The 15,920-nt window shown below is 66.1% G+C and carries 8 protein-coding genes and 1 pseudogene; 2 read left to right on the top strand and 7 right to left on the bottom strand.

Going from position 1 to position 15,920, the window contains the following annotated elements; all coding sequences use genetic code 11:
* The 6 genes and pseudogenes from LI92_RS24645 to LI92_RS15340 form a co-directional block, all read right to left on the bottom strand.
* Window positions 1-4,449 (bottom strand): SDR family NAD(P)-dependent oxidoreductase (locus tag LI92_RS24645; RefSeq protein ID WP_502691460.1); only part of this gene is annotated, 4,449 nt, incomplete at its 3' end.
* 96 nt (window positions 4,450-4,545) lie between these two features.
* A pseudogene (locus LI92_RS24640) lies at window positions 4,546-7,092 on the bottom strand (type I polyketide synthase); the annotation flags it as partial.
* 15 nt (window positions 7,093-7,107) lie between these two features.
* A complete protein-coding gene (locus LI92_RS15355) occupies window positions 7,108-7,977 on the bottom strand; it encodes a glycine/sarcosine N-methyltransferase (protein ID WP_046320286.1) in 870 nt (289 codons plus the stop codon).
* Window positions 7,978-7,985: 8 nt separating this feature from the next.
* Complete coding sequence (locus tag LI92_RS15350; protein ID WP_046320285.1) at window positions 7,986-8,222, bottom strand: hypothetical protein; 237 nt, start codon at window positions 8,220-8,222, stop codon at window positions 7,986-7,988.
* A gap of 133 nt (window positions 8,223-8,355) precedes the next feature.
* Window positions 8,356-10,938 carry an FtsX-like permease family protein gene (locus tag LI92_RS15345; RefSeq protein WP_046320284.1) on the bottom strand — a complete coding sequence of 861 codons (2,583 nt, stop codon included), beginning with the start codon at window positions 10,936-10,938 and terminating at the stop codon, window positions 8,356-8,358.
* Window positions 10,935-11,705: an ABC transporter ATP-binding protein gene (locus LI92_RS15340; protein ID WP_082109741.1), complete on the bottom strand. Its 771-nt coding sequence runs from the start codon at window positions 11,703-11,705 to the stop codon at window positions 10,935-10,937. The genes LI92_RS15345 and LI92_RS15340 overlap by 4 nt, the downstream gene beginning before the upstream one ends.
* Before the next feature lie 360 nt (window positions 11,706-12,065).
* On the opposite strand from LI92_RS15340, the gene LI92_RS15335 reads away from it, so the two are divergent.
* Together LI92_RS15335 and LI92_RS15330 are read left to right on the top strand one after the other, a co-directional pair.
* The gene (locus LI92_RS15335; protein ID WP_502691459.1) at window positions 12,066-13,424 is read left to right on the top strand and encodes a cytochrome P450; all 1,359 of its coding nucleotides are present in this window, start codon (window positions 12,066-12,068) and stop codon (window positions 13,422-13,424) included.
* A 6-nt stretch (window positions 13,425-13,430) separates the two neighbouring features.
* Window positions 13,431-14,750: an acyltransferase gene (locus LI92_RS15330; protein WP_046320281.1), complete on the top strand. Its 1,320-nt coding sequence runs from the start codon at window positions 13,431-13,433 to the stop codon at window positions 14,748-14,750.
* Window positions 14,751-14,756: 6 nt separating this feature from the next.
* Here the strand turns inward: LI92_RS15330 and LI92_RS15325 are convergent.
* Window positions 14,757-15,920: helix-turn-helix transcriptional regulator (locus LI92_RS15325; RefSeq protein ID WP_046320279.1), on the bottom strand; the 1,164-nt coding region annotated here is incomplete at its 5' end.

Below are 15,920 nucleotides of genomic sequence, written 5' to 3'. Positions count from 1 at the left end.
TGTGTATAAGAGACAGGCCTGAAGCTCCCAAACCTCGGCGCTGATCCGATCGGCGAGTTCGGCCATCGACAACTCACTGCCAACCGGAATGCGCAGCGGCAGCATGTTGGTCATGCAGCCGACCATGCGCAGCTCGTCATCAGATGACCGGTTGAGGAACGGGACTCCGATGATGACGTCCTTGCCACGATGTACGCGGCTCAGGTACTCGCCGAGGCCGGCAGCGGTTACCGCGAAGATCGAGCGACCGGTGTCTCGGATCCGTTGGACTGTTCGCGGGCTCACCCGCAGAGTGTGATGCCGCCGACGGCGACTACGTAGCGATCCGGTGCGGATGAACAAGGCCGGCTCAACGTTGCGGTACTTCTCAACGAAGTACTCGCGGTCGGCCGCCCAATCCGGCGATCCGTGGTACTCGCGCTCGGCGCGCACGAAGTCCACATATCGCGGCATCTCGACGTCGTCGTCACCACTGGTGTCGACCGTCGAAACGTACTCGGTGAACACCTGGTTCAGCGCCAGGTTGATGCCCCATGCATCGACCACGGCGTGGTGGAAGCACCCGTACACCAGGAATGAATCCATCCGATCAATGAGCACGGCGGCACGTGTCAGTGGGCCGTCCTGCGGAAGCACCCGCTCGCTTGCCTCATCGAGCCAGCGCCGGCACGCTGCCGCCGGGTCGGCGTCACCGGTGAAATCGACGACCTCAAGCTCGGGCAGTTCGGACCCGACGCGCTGGACGAACTCGCCGTCACGATACTCAAAACGCAGTCGCAGCGCGTCGTTCCGTCGGCATGCTCGCCGCACACATTCACGCATCCGCGCCAGCTCGACCACGCCGTCCAGGCGGACGTAGGCGATCACCTGCGAGATCGGGAGATCGGGATAGCGTGCACCGACCGCCACGATGTCTCGTTGGTAGGCCGTCAACGGCCAGTGCTCCTGCTCGCCCCGCATACATTCTGCTTGGCTGCGAGTCGACGCTCCGTCGGTGTCGAGTGCGTGTGCCAGGTACCGGGCCAGCGCTGTCGCTGTCGGATAGTCGAAGACGGCGGTGGTGGGCAGCTTCAAACCCGTCACCGCTTTGAGCCGATTCCGGAATTCGACCGCACCCAGCGAATCGAAGCCGAGTTCCTTGAACTCCTGATCCGCGGCCACTGCGTCGCCGGAGTCGTGCCCGAGCACTGCGGCCGCATTGGAACGGACAACGCCCAGAAGTTCGTGTTCCCGTTCGGCGGTGCTCATCGGTGCCAGCCGCTGCCGAAGGTCGGCAGTGGGTCCGCTCGCGGCAGTTGATTGAGCGGAACGCCGCGGCGCACGGATCAGACCCTGGAACGCCGGTGGCAGGGCCCCCCGCCCCGCATGGGATCGGATACCGGCGAGATCGAACTGTGCCGGCACGACAAGTGAGCGCGGCTGCCGGAGCGCTGCATCGAATAGGGCGAGGCCATCCGCCGACGAAATCGGGACGAAGCCGCTGCGGGACATGCGCCCTCGATCACGGTCATCGAGATAACCTGTCATCCCGGTCGCCTGGGCCCACCATCCCCATGCCATGGAGACACTCGGCAGGCCCTGCAGCCGACGGTGTTGTGCAAGCGCATCCAGGAATGCGTTGGCGGCAGCATAGTTGGCCTGACCTGGCGATCCGAGAACGCCGGCGGCGGAGGAGAACAGCACGAACGCCGAAAGGTCGGCATCCGCGGTCAGTTCATGCAGGTTCCACGCCGCGTCGACCTTCGGACGCAGCACAGTATCCAGATGCTGTGGCGTCTGAGCCGTGAACACGGCATCATCGAGCACTCCGGCGGCGTGTATGACTGCGGTAAGCGGATGTTCGCTGGGTATTTCGGCCAGGAGCGCCCGCAACCGCTCCCGGTCCGCCGCGTCACACGATTCGATCCGAACCGAAGCACCGAGCTCGCTCAACTCTGATTCGATCGCTGCAGCACCGGCGGCCGCGCGGCCTTTGCGGCTGATCAGCAATAGATTTCGTGCACCATGGCGAGTGACCAGATGCCGGGCGAGCAGCATACCGAGCACACCCGTACCTCCGGTGATCAGCACCGTGCCTGCCGGGACGAGAGGCCTGGGGACGGCGAGCACCAATTTGCCGACGTGGCGGGCACGGCTCAGCAACCGATAGGCGTCCGATGCCTGTCTGATGTCCCACGAAAGCGACGGAATCGGGCCCAGTTCACCCTCCTCGAAGTGCTTCGCCAAGTCATCGAGCATCTCGCTCAGAAGTTCCGGGGCGACGTCCTCGAGGAGATCGAACGCCTGATACCGGACACCGGGGTGCTGGGCCGCAACCTCGCCGGGGTCTCGGACGTCTGCCTTACCCAGCTCGACGAAACGTCCGCCGCGCGACAGGAGCCGCAACGATGCATCCACGAATTCGTCTTTCAGGCAATCGACTACGATGTCCATGCCGGCCCCGCCGCTTGCGACAGAGAACTTCTGTTCGAACTCGACGGTGCGTGAGTTCGCAATGTGTCTGTCATCGAACCCCATGCTGCGCAGGGTTTCCCACTTGCCCGGACTCGCCGTCGCATACACATCGAGACCCCAGTATCTGGCCAGCTGCACCGCGGCCATCCCCACGCCTCCCGTGGCGGCGTGTACCAGCACCCGTTCACCCGCTCTGACCCGAGCAACATGCGCCAACGCGTAGTACGCAGTGAGGAACACCGCAGGCACCGTGGCGGCCTGCCCGAAGGACCACCCTGAGGGCATGCGAACGATCCTCCGGCGGTCTACGACGACAACAGGTCCGGCACCAAAGATCTGGCCCATCACACGGTCGCCCACCGCGAACTCGTGCACATCGTCGGCGACCTCGAGAACGACTCCGGAACCTTCGACGCCGACGTCGTAGGCCGATGGGTGGCCCAGTGCGGTCAGGACATCATGGAAGTTCACGCCGCTGCAGCGCAGGGCCAGACGCACCTGGCCGGACCTAAGGGGCCGCTTGGACTCGGGCCAGGGACGCAGGGCGAAGTTGCCGATGTCCAGTGTGCCGTTGCCCAGAGTGGCCAACCGCCAGTTGTCCGTCTCGACAAGTTCGACACCCTCGATTCGATCAGTGCGCACCAGCCGAGGGGCATGACAGACACCGTTGCGGAATGCGAGTTGTGACTCGTCACGGCCGGCAAGTTCGGCAATCGCGGCATCGGCGTCGGCCCAGTCGTCGATGTCGGCCAGCATGATCCGCCCCGGGTTCTCGGTCTGCGCGCTCCGCAACAGTCCCCACACCGCCGCCTGGGACAGATCGGTGACGTCTTCAGACGAGTCCACGGCGATCGCCCCGCGGGTGAGCACGGCCAGTCGCGCGCTGTCATCCTGGGCATCGATCGCTAGCCAATTCTGGACGAATTCCAGCACCTGGGACAGGGCTCTGCGCGTAGCCTGTGGCACCGACGCGCTCTCGGCGATTGTCGGCACGCAGCGGAATACGGTTACGTTATCGGGGACCGTGTCGCCCACGCATCCATCCTTCGGCGACAGACTGACCCAGTCCAATCCGTACCCCGGGTTGTCGTCAACAGCTTTCATGCGCAACTGGTCGGGCGAGATCCCGACCAGGCGAAGCGAGTCGACACAACCCACCAATGCCCCGCAGCCGTCCATCAGAGTGACAGCGACCGTGTCCTCGCCGATGAGTGCGATCCGGGCGCGAAGCCGGCTCGCCCCGACGGCATGTAGCGCTATGCCGTCCCATTCGAACGGCAACCTGGTCAGTCCCGACTCCGCAAGGATGCCACCGGCAGCGATACCGTGCAGCACTGCGTCAAGCAACACCGGATGCAGATCGAACCGGCTCGCGTCGGCCTCAATCTGCTTCGGCAAGGCCGCATCCACGAACACCTCGGCGCCCCGGCGCCACACCGCGCGAAGGCCACGAAACGCCGGGCCGTACTCGTAGCCGTACTCGGCCAGGCTCGGGTAGGCCTCGGAAACATCGATCGGCTCCGCGCCCTCCGGTGGCCATGCATTTGACTCCTCGCCGGGGCTCACGTCCGGAGCCGGGCAGAGCATGCCTTCGGCGTTACGCGTCCATCCCCGGTCCGCGCTGTCGTCGTCGATCCGCGAATAGATCCCGACCGGACGTTCGCCCGACTCATCCGGCGCACCGACAACGACTTGCACTGCGACACCGCCATGTTCACCGACAATCAGCGGAGCCTGCAGCACGAGTTGGTCCACCCGCGGGCACCCCGCACGGTCACCGGCGTAGAGTGCCAGTTCCACCATCGCCGCACCCGGCACGAGCACCACCCCGTGCACTTTGTGGTCGGCCAGCCACGGATGGGAGGCCAGCGACAGTCGACCCGTGAAGATGACCTCGTCCGAATCCCCTCGGTCCACCACCGCCCCGAGTAGCGGATGGCTCGCAGCGATGACGCCGATTTTGCTCGCGTCGGTGAACCCGGAACCGAGATCCATCCAGTAGCGCTTGCGCTGAAAGGCATAGGTGGGCAGGTCGATGCGACTGGCACCGATGCCGTCGAACATGCTCTTCCAATCGGGAGATGCGCCCTGGACGTGGAGCTCGGCAGCCGAAAGCAAGAACCTCCGCATGCCGCCGTCGTTGCGTCGAAGTGTCCCGACCACAGTATGGTCATCGCCGCTCTCCTCCAGCGATTCCTGAATCCCAGCGATCAACACCGGGTGCGGGCTGGATTCGACGAACCTGCGATAGCCGTGTTCGAAGCACCAGCGGACCGCCCGCTCAAACAACACCGGTTGCCGCAGATTGGTGAACCAATAGTCGCCGTCGAGAGCCTTCGTGTCCAGTTCTGCACCAGTGACCGCGGAGATGAATGCGACGTCGCCGGTTCGCGGCTGCAACCCAGACAGCGACTCACGCAACGTCTCCCGCAGTGCGTCCACCCCGGCGGAGTGCGAGGCGTAGTCGACGGGTATCCGGGTGGCCGGTATATCGTCGCGCTGGCATACGACCATCAACTCGTCTAAGGCTGCCGCTTTGCCGGTCACCACCGTCGAAGACGGACCGTTCTGCGCAGCAATGGAAATCGATTGCGCCCACGGTTCGATGAGCGAGTGAACCCGGGCCACGGGAAGCTGGATCGAAACCATTCCGCCTGTTCCCGCGATCGCGCTGACCGCCTTGCTGCGGAGGGTGACGACCTGTGCGGCATCTCGTAGCGACAGGGCACCAGCGACGTAGGCAGCGGCAATCTCGCCTTGCGAATGGCCGAGGACGGCGTCGGGTTGGATCCCGACCGCTCGCCATTGCGCGGCCAGGGAAACCATCACCGCGAACAGCACCGGCTGCACCACATCGACTCGGTCCAGGCTCGCGGAATCACCCCGTCGAACGACTTCGAGCAGGGACCAGTCGACGAACTCGGCGAACGCCGCATCGCACTGACGCATCTGATCGGCGAAGGCCGGTGCGGAATCGAGCAGTTCCCCTGCCATCCCCGCCCATTGCGAGCCCTGGCCGGGAAACACGAAAATGTTGCCGCCCGCGGCGGTGGCCTTCCCGGTCACCACATTCGGGGCCGGCGTGCCGGCGGAGATTGCGCCCAATCCACGCAACAACTCGTCACGGTCGGCTCCGACCGCAACCGCACGGTGGTCGAGCGATGCCCGGGTCGTGGCGAGCGAGTACCCCACATCAGCTGGATCCAGTTCGGGGTGCCGGTCGACAAATCGCCGCAACCGGGCCGCCTGCTCGGGCAGTGCCGACGCCGACTTCGCGGACAACACCCAGGACGTCATCAGTGGACGCTGTCGCGTTGTCGTCACGGCCGCCGGCTCGCGCGGCGCCTGTTCGACGATCACGTGTGCGTTGGTTCCGCTGATACCGAACGACGACACCCCGGCCCGCCGCGGCCGGTCGGCCTGATCGGGCCAGGGACGTGCCCTATTGACCAACTCGATCGTTCCCGATGACCAATCCACCTGGGGAGTCAACGAGTCCAGGTGCAAAGTGGCAGGCAGCACGCCGTGCTGAATCGACTTGACGACCTTGATGACTCCGGCGATGCCGGCTGCCCACTGAGTGTGGCCGATGTTCGACTTGACCGAGCCGACCAGTAGCGGGCACGCCGGCGCGTGAGCTTTTCCGTAGGTTGCCAGCAAGGCTTGCGCTTCGACCGGGTCACCGATTCTCGTGCCCGTGCCATGCGCCTCGACCACGTCAATGTCCCCCGCGCTCAAGCCCGCATCAGACAGGGCCTGCCGAATCACCCTCTGCTGCGCTGGGTTGCTCGGCGCGGACAGCACATCCGATGCTCCGTCCTGTCCGACGGCGCTGCCCCGGATCAGCGCCAGCACGCGGTAGCCGAGGCTCCGGGCGCGTGACAGGCCGGCCAGCACCAGCACGCCGGCGCCCTCGGCAACGCCAAACCCGTCCGCCGCGGCAGCGAAGGGCTTGGATCTACCGTCGGCGGACAGCGCGCCCTGGCGGCCCAGGCCGATGAAGACACTGGGCGAGCACACCACGGTCACTCCGCCCGCCACCGCCAAGTCGCACTCGCCCGAGCGGAGGGATTGCACGGCAAGATGCACCGAGACCAGCGCCGACGAGCAGCCGGTGTCGACCGTAATCGCAGGCCCCTGCAAGCCAAGGGTGTAAGACAGCCGACCCGAGGCGATGCACGTGGGTGTACCAGTGGCCAGATAACCGGCAAATCCGCCGGTCTCTTCGTAGACCCGCGGGCCGTATTCCTGCGCACTGGCGCCGATGAAGACGCCAGTAGCGCTGCCCTGCAATGAAGTCGGGTCGATCGCGGCCCGTTCCAGTGCCTCCCAGGTCGACTCGAGCAGAAGTCGCTGCTGTGGGTCCATCGCTTGGGCTTCGCGCGGGCTGATCCCGAAGAACGCCGCGTCGAAATCACCTACATGGTCTACGAATCCCCCTGCCCGCACGTGGGTAGCCTTCGGAGCATCTGGGTCGGGCCCGAACAATGCCTCAAGGTTCCACCCCCGGTCGGTTGGAAAGTCCGAGATCGCATCACGTTCCTCGGATATCAGCTGCCACAGATCTTCGGGTGACTCAACGCCGCCCGGAAAGCGGCAACCCATCCCGAGAATCGCGATCGGCTCGTTGGACTGTTGGGCCGGCATTTCTCATCACGCTTTCGTCCGTCGTACGTGATCGTGCGGGCGGGTGGGGTTCAGCGATTTCTCCGCAACATGGATGAAGAACTCCGTCCCACTGTCCCGGTAGGTCTCCTGGAAGTCGCCGTAGGTGTTCACGCGGTCGAAACCCGCCTCGCGTAACAGGCGCCGCAGGTAGGCCTTCCGCAACGGGAACATGTTCAGCGTGTACGCACAGCCATCCGGGAACGAATATCTGAAGCGCGCTAGACCGTCATCGAGGTATTCCGGCTCCGCCGTGACCTCAGCGCCGCAATAGTAGTATTTGTGCCCCGAGGTGAAGCCATAATCGAGCATTGCATCGTAGTTTCTCTGGTCGAGAACGAGAATTCCGTCATACCGCAGCGCTGCATAGAACTCGGCCAGCACTTTACGGCGATCCAGTTCGTCGTGTAAGTGTGTGAACGAGTTGCCAAGGCAGACTATGGCGTCGTATTTGCCATGGATACGCCGGTTCAGCTCGCGCCAGTCCGCCTGGACGGTTTTGAGCGTGAGCCCGCGTTTCTGGCCGTTCTCGAACGCCTTGGCAAGCATGGCTGCCGAGCCGTCGACACTGATCACATCAAAGTCGGCCTCCATCAGCCGGACGGAATGAAAGCCGGTGCCGGTGGCGGCGTCAAGAACGCTCTCTTTGCCGTGTTTGCGCAGGATGTCGATGAAGAATTGCCCTTCGGACTTCGCCCGCGCATTCCAATCGATCAATTCGTCCCACTTCTCGACGAATCCCTTCACGAATTCTGCGCGATAAAGATCTGTCGCGCGGTCAGCCAATGGGTTCGCACTGTAGTTCTGGCTGAAGGACCGCTCCGCGTTCAGCGGCGCCTGCGGAGGCGCATCGACCATCGGTGGCCTCACGGCTTTTCCCCGCCCTGCGCCCAGCGGGCCGCCAGCTGGTGCACTTCCTCGTCTGAGCCCCAGACCTGCGCGGTGACGCGCAGATTCCGGTCGTAGTGCGTGGCAACCCAGCCGATACCGCGTTCACAGTCGACGCGAAGCAGGGTGCCGTCTTCGACCCGGGCATGGCCGGTCGTGTGTGGAGCGATCGGCATCGTCTGCCCGCCGCGGCCATTGACTTCTACGATGGTCATCGTCGTTCCTCCATCCCGGTGCCAGGCTCCGCGATAGGAATCGTCGCTCGTGTGCAGTCCGGCGACCTCAGTAGTGCACCACTGCAATCGCTTCCGGTACGTCTGCGGTGCGGCTGAACCGACACACCACACCTCAGGCGGTCCGCAGTACCTCGGCCGTCTCCAACCGCCGCGCGTGGATCGCCGGATAAACCGCCGCGGCCAGCACCAGCACAGTCACCGCGGCCGCCCCGGTTCGCAGCGGCAGGCCCAGCACACCCCCGTCGATCGTGATGCCGTAGAACACCGGTGACCCCAGCGACCAGAGATACGTCAGGCCCACTCCCCCAAGCCCACCGAGCACCGTCACCAGCAGTCCCAGCAGCCCCGCGTGAGCGACGACGACGGCCTGCTCCTGTCCGGGTCGTGCGCCGATCGCCCGCAACACGGCCCGTTCCCTCTTGCGTTGCACCAGCCCCAGCACGAAGACGTTGAGCACGCTCAGCCCGGCCGCGGCCATCACCACGTACGCGGAGACCGTCAGGGGCTCCAGGAATCGAGTGAGCCCTCCGGTGGCCGCAGAGCGCCAGTGCTGGTTGTCATACACCGACAGTCCGGCGCCCAGCGCCAGAAAAGCAGCCCGGTGTGCGGTCGCCTCGGCGGCGGTCGGATAGCGCACGGCGATCTGATCGCGCGCCGCCGCCCAGTCCGAGCGGGACACGGCCTCTGAGGCCACAACGATGTCGCCCACCGCGGAGTCATCGATCATCCGCGGTGCGATGATCCCGGCCACCCGGTATCGCCTGGAACCGGACACGGTGGGCAACTCGACCGTCGCTCCCCTGACTACGCCGAGCCGGCTTGCGGCGATCTCGCTCAGGCCGATCTGCCCGTCCCGCAGCTCCTGCCAGAACGTGTCGGCCTCCCCGGTGGGCTCATACAGTCCCCGGCTCAACCAGTCGCCCGGCGTCACGCCGATGACGAGGCGCGCTGATGTGCCCGAGGAGACCATCGACCGCCAGCGTGACGACACGTCGTGCCCATCGGCCGCGTCGGTCACCAGCGCGAGCGTGGCATCGGGGAGTCGGCCGTCTCGCTGATCGAGTATCGATTGCGCGGTGATGAGCAACGAGTCGGGCAATCGCTGGGCCTTGTGCGCGGCGACCTGCTCGGTGCCGAGCAATTGCATGCTCTGCGCTGCGATGGCCAGGCTGGCGCCGGTGGCCAGTATCGCCGCGGAGATGGCGAACAGCAGCGCGTAGCGCCGGACGTCGGCGCCCAGCAGACGCCCGATGTCGGGCCGGGCGAGGGTCAGCACATCGATCAGCAACCGCGCACCACGCGGAGCGAGCCATATCGTCATCATGGCGACCCCGAACTGCCACAACGATATTGCGTTGATGCCCAAATTCGCAGGCAGCGACCCGTGTTCGAAGATCGTCATCACGACGAATGCGCCCGCCAGCGCCGCCGTCCCGGCCAGCAGCGGCCAGATCGGGATGGACCGGGCACGCTGCACCCCGCCGGCGCTCGCCATCGACGCCAGCGGCCCCTCGCGCGCCAGCCGCATGGCCGGCCCGATCATCGCGAGGATTCCGCAGAGCGTCCCCGCTGCCGCGCCGGCCGCAATCAGGCTCGGGCTGAAGTGCGCTGTGACCGTGCCACCCGAGCCGGACAACATGGACTGCCCGAACCGGTCCACCAGGTAGCACCCCAGAAGAAAGCCACTCGGCACCCCCGCCAGTCCCCCAAGTAGGCCCACCAGGGCGCCCTCGCCGAGCATGCCGCCAAACAGCCCGGCCGGCTTGGCGCCGATCGCGCCGATGGTCCCGAGCACCGCCCGCCGATCCTCGACGGCCAACAAGATGGTGTTCATCGCGATCAGGAAGCCGATCAGAACGCCGCACAGCGCAGTCAGGTCGAGGCTTTGGGTGGCATTGGCGAACACGGGCGGCTGATGCGGCCGGGGCGGGCCTGCCGTTGCGACGCCGGCGATGACACGATCGATGCCGGCGGTGATGTCGGCGCCCGGTCTTGGCACGACGAACGCTGCGGTGACGTAGCCGCGCGCCGAGAGCAGTTCAGCGGCGATCTCCCCGGAAGGCGCCAGCAGCACGTAGCCGCCGTTGATGTCCGCCACGCGGTCGAATTCCTGGAATGCCCACCCCACATGCGCAGATCCTGGGGGCAGACCGGGAATGCGCAGCTCGGCGCCGAGCGGCAGGTGATGCCGCTGGGCGATCACCGCTGGAATCTGTAGTGGCACACCGGGGCCGGGTGCGGGCGTCTCCTTGGCTCGCTGCTCGCAGTTGAACGAACCGACCAACAACTCGATCTGGCATGACCCACCGAGCAGGAAGAAGCCCGGGGGCGACTCAGCGGAGCGCACGCCGATGCCTCCGGTGAGGTCCACCGGCGTCAGCGCGGCGACGATCGGGATCACCGCCTGAGCCCCGGGAACCTCGGCGCGCAGGCGGTTCACCGTCTCGATCGGTAGCCGGCCGTCGACGATCGGAGCGACCTCGACCACCCCGGTGTCGGCGGCGTGGGCCAGCGACGGTCCGAACGCGTCGAACGGACGTACCAGTTCGGACTTGAGCACCAAGACCCCCAGCACCACCGTCACCCCCACCGCCACGCCGATCACGCTGAGCAGCGTGCGACGCCAATCGGCGGCCAATGCGGCGAGGTGGATCCGCCGAAACAACAGCCATCCGGCCGACAGGCGCTGCCTCATCGCCGTGGGCCGGATACGCCGGCCACCGCGCAGGCGCGCCCGTCGACCAAGTGCACTTCGCGGGACCCGTTGCGTGCTACACCCCGGTCGTGTGTCACCACCACCACCGCGGTGCCGTCTTCATCGGTCAGCGAGCGCAGCAGCTCCACGATCTCCATCGACGAACGCCGATCGAGATTCCCGGTCGGCTCGTCGGCGAGGATGATCGATGGCCGGGCCGCCAGCGCACGCGCCACCGCGACCCGCTGCATCTGTCCGCCCGAGAGTTCAGCGGGCCGGTGTCGAGCCCGATCGGCGAGCCCGACCCGGTGCAGCAGCTCTTCGGCGCGGGCGTCCGCTGACCGGGCCGGCACACCGTCGAGCACCAGCGGCAACGACACGTTCTCGATGGCGGTCAGCATCGGCACCAGGTTGAAGAACTGGAAGACGAATCCGAGGTTGCGTCGCCGGAACTCGGCGCGGGCCCGCGCGCTCATCGCCCACAGATCGTGGCCGGCCACGGTGACCGTGCCGGTGTCCGGCGCATCCAGCCCGCCGGCGACATGCAGCAGGGTCGATTTTCCGGCGCCCGACGGGCCGGTCACGACAACGAATTCTCCGGCGTTGACCCCGAAGTCGAGCTCAACAAGGACGTTCACCTGCTCGCCGCCCAGTTGGTACTGCTTAGCGACTCCCTTGAGCTGCAGTACCGCAGGCTTCGGCGCACTGCGAAGGCGGTGTCGGCCGGAAACACCCTGCCCCCCGAACGGCGCGGGTTGCGCCGTCACAGGTGTCGCATCTCTCTCGCCATGGCAGCGCCCTCAAGAACACGGCTCATCAGTGGTGGGCAGTGAGATCGTTTCGGCCGCCTCACGCGGTGCGACATCGCCCGCACGGCGTCGACAACGACTGCCTCGAGGTGTTTCACGTGCGGCACCAGCATCGGATGGGCGGGCGCCGCAGACAACGTTGACATGATCTGCGCCTTCTTTCCGCTGCGCTGTTGATCATGAAATCGTGGCGCGGTCCCGAAGCGGCGGGCGCAGTAGCGGGCCACTGCAATTTGGTGCGGTGTGCAGTACCGCGCTACTGGGCTCGTTTCGTGGCGCCCGAGCAACGATTCCCTCGGGCGCATCAGCACAACACCGTTGGAGGAAGATATGACCTGTCTGACCATGGTCGATTCCGACGAAGATGCGACGACGACCAGATCGAGCCCACCGTCGGTGCACCTCCCCAAGCTCATGCAGGGAGTGGGATTCGCCTTCTTCCGCCGAAGGGTGATGCGGCATTGGGCCGCACGCCACGGCCAGGTCTACGAGATCAACATCCCCTTCTTCGGTCGAACCGTCGTCGTCTCCGAACCCGCCCTGGTGCGGACGGTCTGTACCGCGAGCACCGAACAGCTGGTCAACGTGCGGCCAAACCTCAGCAACTGGTTCGGACCCGGTTCCGTCTTCGGGTTTGACGGCGACCGGCATCACGATCGGCGCCGGCTGCTCGCACCGGCATTTCACGGCCGGAGTCTGGAGAACTACGAGAAGATCATCTCCGAGACGACCTTGCGCGAATGCGCGAACTGGCCTGAGGGCAGGGAATTTCGGACTCTCGAGCCCATGAGCCGAATCACCCTGAACGTGATTCTGCGGGCCATCTTCGGCGCAGACGCGGCCAGTTCCCCGGACCTGAACAGACTGCGCGGGCTCGTCCCGCGCTATATGCGGCTGGGGCAGGTCATGGCCTTTGTGCCGCCGCCGCCATCCTGGGCAGGTCGTCACGGCCCGTGGGCCAGGCTGGACAGGTACCGCGACGCGATCGACCGGATCATGTACACGCTGATCGCGCTGGCCGAAGCCGATCCGGAACTCGGCGAACGCGTGGACATCCTGGCGACGCTGCTGCGCAGCAGGCACGACGACGGAACGCCCCTACCGCGAGACGAGCTCTGCGACGAGCTCCTGACCTTTATCGGTGCGGGACACGAAACCACGGCAACGGTATTGGGCTGGGTGTTCGAAAGGCTGCGGCGTCACCCCGCGCTGCTGACCGAACTGGTCAGAGAGGCCGATGAAGGCGGCGGTGATCTTCGCCGGGCCACCATCTTGGAGGTGCTGCGCGTCCGCACCGTCATCGACGTGATCGGCCGCCGCGTCAGGGCGCCGAGTTTCGACATAGGGCCGTGGCGCATTCCGCAGGGTCGCACGGTACTTGTGCGCATTGCCGATCTGCACGCAAATCCCAACTTGTTTCCGCGTCCGGAACGATTCGACCCCTATCGCTTCCGCGACACCAGGCCAGTGGCACCGGCATGGCTGGCGTTCGGTGGCGGAACGCGCCGCTGCCTCGGCGCTGATTTCGCCGTCGCCGAAATGGACGTGGTGCTGCGGACGGTGCTAGAGCACTTCTCGATCCAGACCGACGACTCCGCCGATGAGAAGTCGCAGTTCCGCGGAGTCGCTCACTGTCCCCAACGTGGCGCTCGCGTAACAATGAACCGGCGAAGCTGAACCACGATGCCGACCCAGCTCATCCAGCCGCGCCACCCGCAACGGTTCGAGATCCGCTGCAACGTCGGCGATGCGCTAGTAGCGAACCTGGCGGTCCACCTTGTCTTCTTCTTCCCACGGCAGCTTGACGCGCGGGCACTCGCCAGCGCGTTTGCCCAAGCGCTCACGCGTCTTCCCCTCTTCGCGGGACGGTTGGGCATGCGCCACGGCAGGATGCGGATCCGCTGCGCAGGGCAGGGGGTGCCCTTCACCACCGTGTCATCGGAGTGCACGCTGCCTGAGGCGATCCGGTCGATATCAGCGGACACCGGAGGCTGGCTGGTCGACCCGGTCAACGGCCCCGTGGCGCGATGGAGTCGCGGCCCCTTGTGCACGGTGCGTGTCACGCAACTCGCGAACGCGGCGACGGCAATCGGCTTTTCCTGGCACCACGCGCTCGGCGACATGCAGACGGCGATGCACATGATCAACGCGTGGGTCGCTGCTGCCGCAGGCAAGCCGGCCCCAGATCCGTTGATCGTGGAGGATCGCGCTGCCTACCTCGACGAACATCTGCCCGCCGACGGCGCTCGGGAGCCCGGGGTGCGTGTTCTCGGTTTCGCAGAACTCGCCCGAAGTGCGGCCTACCTGGCCACAAAAGCCCGGTCACAGCGGACACTGCATCTCTATTTCAGCGACGGCGAGATCGCCCGTATACGTGGCTCCTACGGGAGCCGGATGCGCCTGTCGTCCAACGATGTTGTGTGCGCGCACATGTCCGAAACGCTCATGAGGGTAGACCCTGTGGTGGATCGTCGTAGTCTCGCGATCGCCGTGAACACACGGACGCGCTGCGGCCTCGATCCGATGCTTGTCGGCAACATCCTGACCACGCTCAACCTGAACCTGCGACGCGGAGAGGCCGCCAGTTCGATCGCCGAACGCATCCGTCACAGCGTGGACCACTTCGGCGCCGAACACTGCGACATGCGGATCAACCAACAGTATCTGGACGCGGCCGGCACTTGGCAGGCCGCTCGCTGCGTATCGACTGCCTTCGATCCGGTCCGGTGGAATCCGCTCATCACGAACTGGAGCGGTTTCGGCGTCTACCGCGTCAACTTTGAAGACACCTGGCCGTCCTACTGCACCCCGTTGATGAGAGTGCCCGTCGCAGGTCTCGGCTCCCTGATGGAATGGCCCGACGGTAACGGACTCGTCTTTCAGATGTCCTTGCCACCCAGAGACTTCGAAGCCCTATCAAGCCCCGTGGTCCGGGAATACCTGCACCGGTGCCGGTGCGCCGGCGATGTCGTTGCGCGATCTGACCGAGATGTTCACGGCTGACCGGAGTCAGGGATCGCTGCGGCGGCGCGGTCGCAGGGCGGCAAGTTCGTCGCGGCCCTTGGTGTCGGTTTTCAACATCGCCCGATAGATGTGGCTTTCGACAGTCCGAACAGACAGGGTGAGTCGCTCGGCAATCTCCCGATTGGACAATCCCGCACCGATCAACATTACGATCTCCTGCTCGCGCTCGGTCAGCGGCAAGGGCTGCGCTGCCTGGCGCAGTGCCGGAGTGCTCACGCCACCACCTTGTTCGGCCAGGGCGGCGGCGCGGGCCCCGCAGACCAGCGCCGTTCCCCGCAGGTCTTTGCGCCGATAGCCGATCGCCGCATGGGCGGCCGCGTCGACCGCAGCAACCAGGTCACCGATACGCTCGAAGTCCAGTGACACCGCGGCCAGTTCCGCGGCATCTCCGTCACGCAACGCGGCGGCGAACCGGGCGGCCAGACCGACCCGCGGCCCCTCGACGACAGCTTCGAGCTCGCGTAGCCGCGCGGTGCCGGTGCGATCCCCGAACTGAACGGCGGTCTGCAGACAGATCACTTCCGCCGCGAACTGCCCCTTGGCCGCGGCCGCTTCGGCCGCCGATCCCAGGAGGGCGATCGCCTCACTGACCGCGCCCTGGCCTGCGGCCACCCAGGCCCGAGCCAGACTCCGCTCGTGGTCGAGCAACCGGAAGGGCCGCCGCACCGTGTCGAGCCTCTCGAGCGCGTCCGCGGCGTCGTCGGTGCGACCACGCAAAGCCAGTGCGGTGATCTGCGGAAGCAGATACCGATATCCCCAGCCGCTGCCATGGCCGCTGTCGGAGAACGCCACCGCGACCTGTCCCAACAGCTGATCGGCAGAGTCGAGGCGGCCGGCGCCCAGCGCCGCCCGGCCCGCGATCGCCGCACCCAGGAGCTGGGCCGCACCGGGCAGGTCGGCAGCTTGGCGGCGCACCCGCTCCGCCACCGCAACGGCGTCATCGAGCCGTCCCGCCACTATCAGGGCGCTGACGTGGGCGTCGGCGATGTTGAACATCATGTGCGGGGCATCCAATGAGCGAGCCGCGATGGCGTACCCGGCTTCCGCGGCGGTCAGAGCCTCGCCAGTACGGCCCGCATCCGCAGAGATCGCGCTGAGTACCCAGGCGATCTCGGCGCCCACCACCGGCGGCCTGTCTCTTATACACAT

The sequence above is a fragment of the Mycobacterium sp. UM_Kg1 genome, from assembly GCF_000972925.1.
GTDB classification, from domain to species: domain Bacteria; phylum Actinomycetota; class Actinomycetes; order Mycobacteriales; family Mycobacteriaceae; genus Mycobacterium; species Mycobacterium hiberniae.
Note: the sequence above shows the minus strand (reverse complement) of the source record. Positions and strands in the feature narration are given on the sequence as shown.

Excerpts from the sequence above, each read along its gene's own strand:
- LI92_RS15345 (WP_046320284.1), bottom strand. The coding sequence starts at position 10,938 with ATGAGGCAGCGCCTGTCGGCCGGATGGCTGTTGTTTCGGCGGATCCAC.
- LI92_RS15330 (WP_046320281.1), top strand. The coding sequence starts at position 13,431 with ATGCCGACCCAGCTCATCCAGCCGCGCCACCCGCAACGGTTCGAGATC.
- LI92_RS15355 (WP_046320286.1), bottom strand. The coding sequence starts at position 7,977 with ATGGTCGATGCGCCTCCGCAGGCGCCGCTGAACGCGGAGCGGTCCTTC.
- LI92_RS15350 (WP_046320285.1), bottom strand. The coding sequence starts at position 8,222 with ATGACCATCGTAGAAGTCAATGGCCGCGGCGGGCAGACGATGCCGATC.